4 protein-coding genes are annotated in these 2183 nt (G+C 35.5%); 3 read left to right on the top strand and 1 reads right to left on the bottom strand.

Annotated elements, in window-relative coordinates; translation table 11 throughout:
• The 3 genes from AC3DU7_RS31925 to AC3DU7_RS31915 all read left to right on the top strand — a co-directional run.
• Window positions 1-530, top strand: a 530-nt coding sequence (locus AC3DU7_RS31925) for a sensor histidine kinase (RefSeq protein WP_488043242.1), incomplete at its 5' end; no start/stop codon positions are given.
• Between the two features lie 367 nt (window positions 531-897).
• Window positions 898-1065, top strand: a complete 168-nt coding sequence (locus AC3DU7_RS31920; RefSeq protein WP_488043092.1) for a hypothetical protein — start codon at window positions 898-900, stop codon at window positions 1063-1065.
• Between the two features lie 226 nt (window positions 1066-1291).
• The gene (locus AC3DU7_RS31915; protein ID WP_488043243.1) at window positions 1292-1819 is read left to right on the top strand and encodes a HEAT repeat domain-containing protein; all 528 of its coding nucleotides are present in this window, start codon (window positions 1292-1294) and stop codon (window positions 1817-1819) included.
• A gap of 53 nt (window positions 1820-1872) precedes the next feature.
• Here the strand turns inward: AC3DU7_RS31915 and AC3DU7_RS31910 are convergent.
• On the bottom strand, window positions 1873-2183 hold a 311-nt coding region (locus tag AC3DU7_RS31910), incomplete at its 5' end, for an RNA-guided endonuclease InsQ/TnpB family protein (protein WP_488043241.1).

The following is a 2183-nucleotide window of genomic DNA, read 5'->3' as shown; positions in this document are numbered from 1 at the left end:
TGCGTAACTTTTCACGCCTTGATGAAGCAGAGATGAAGCTAGTTAATATTCATGAAGGAATAGATAGTACTTTACTAATATTGAATAATCGACTTTCTCCTAAAGGTGGAAAGCAGATTAATGTAATTAAAGAATATAGCGATTTATCTCAAATATCTTGTTATGTGAGTCAGTTAAATCAAGTGTTTATGAATATCTTGGTAAATGGAATTGATGCTCTGGAGGAAGCAATAGCAAAAGGCAAATTTTCTGAATCAAATGAACAACAAGTTCCCACAATTAAAATTCAAACAAAAGTTGTAGACAAAAATCTAGTAACTATTATTATTTCTGATAATGGTATAGGTATAAAAGAGCGAATACGTAGCAAAATATTTGACCCTTTCTTTACTACAAAACCTGTAGGTAAAGGTACTGGTATTGGTTTAGCAATTAGCTATCAAATTGTAGTAGATAAACATGGTGGTCGGATATTTTGTAATTCCCAGAGAGGAAAAGGAACAGAGTTTATTATCGAGATTCCTATGTAAGCATTTCCTGCGGAATGCTGCGCAAACAGCCGTCAGCTATCAGCTGGGGAAATAATTGATAATTTCTGTACGATAATTAATTTTATTTTTGATTTGTGGAGGTGTCTAATTGACATCTGGTGAAAAATATAGCGTTTCTCAAATTGGTGAGATACAGTTTTAGATCCCCCCTAGCCCCCCTTAATAAGAGGGGAACCGCATTTCAAGCCTCCTTATTGCAGAGGTCTGATAACTAATAACTGATAACTGATAACTAATAACTGATAACTGATAACTGATAACTGATAACTGGACCAGAAGAGCTACTCAAGTTAAATATTATGCTTTCGTGCATCAAACTTTTTAGGAATATTTTTATACTTGTAGTTTGGTATGGCAATTTGAGCAAGAACAAACTATCTCACTAAATGAACTAATAGAGGAAGTTTTTGGCCAGCATTGGCAAGATGAAAAATGGCATCAAGTATTGCAGTTTATTGCTCGAGCAATTGAACCTCAGTTTGTGGGAGAAATTATTAGTTATTTGATAAATTAAGATGGGGAAAAAGAAAATAGTCAGAATTTATTTTTAGCAACTAAATGTTTCTTTGAAGTTAAGAATATTCAGGATATTAGTGATGTAGGAACTGATTTATTAAATGAGTTAAAATATTTAGCAGATTACCATCAGTATGAAGCTTTTTTTGCCCTAGGACATTATTGGAATTTATAGCGCTGTGCGCAGGCAACAGGCAACAGGCAACAGGCAACAGGGGGAATAAATTGCTGATAATATAAGACTTTTAGCTATTGGGCAAATCCTGCAATTTGTAAATATACCAGCGCTCATTGCTATACAACTGCGATTTAAAGCATTACAACAAATAGCTATTGGTTGGAAAGATGAACCGGAAACTTTACCCTACTTCAAACGACTGATCGAGTGCGATAATAATACTTATATACGATTTGAAGCAGTGCGACAGATAGCTACTGTTTGGAAAGATTCTCCAGAAACTTTGCCTTTCCTCAAACAACTGGTACAGTCTGATAAGAATTATGATATACGATGTGAAGCGTTGCAACAAATAGTTACTGGTTGGAAAAATGACCCAGGAATGTTTCAGCTATTCTATAATTGCAATTGCGCACTCAAAGATCCATATCAACATCAAGATGTCTTCTTTCTGAGTGAAGAAAACCGTTCTACTAAACTTACCCAAACTTACCCATACTATGATTGCATGAGCTTTGGAGCTAGCTTCCTGTTTTGCGTTCCGCAATGCTGCGCAAACACAGAAGACCACTGACCGCAGTCTGTAACTTATCTTCTCCACAGGCTTAAATTCGCTTGGAACTCAAGCTACTGATACACATAGTTTTTCAGGTTGACAGCAGCATTAAAATCTCTGTCAGTTTCAAAACCGCATTCACTACATTCATAAGTTCTCAAGTGCAATGGCATTTTCTGTTTATGCCCACAATTTGAACATATTTGAGAACTTGGGTAAAATCTAGGAGCTATGACTAATTCACTACCGTACCATTCACATTTGTATGTAAGTTGACGCTTGAATTCATAAAACCCACAGTCTGCTATGGCACTTGCTAGTTTGTGGTTTTTGAGCATTCCACTTACATTCAAATCCTCAATTACTATGGTACTGTGGTTTT

The organism is Okeania sp., assembly GCF_983059655.1.
This window is presented reverse-complemented; position numbering and strand designations above follow the sequence as displayed.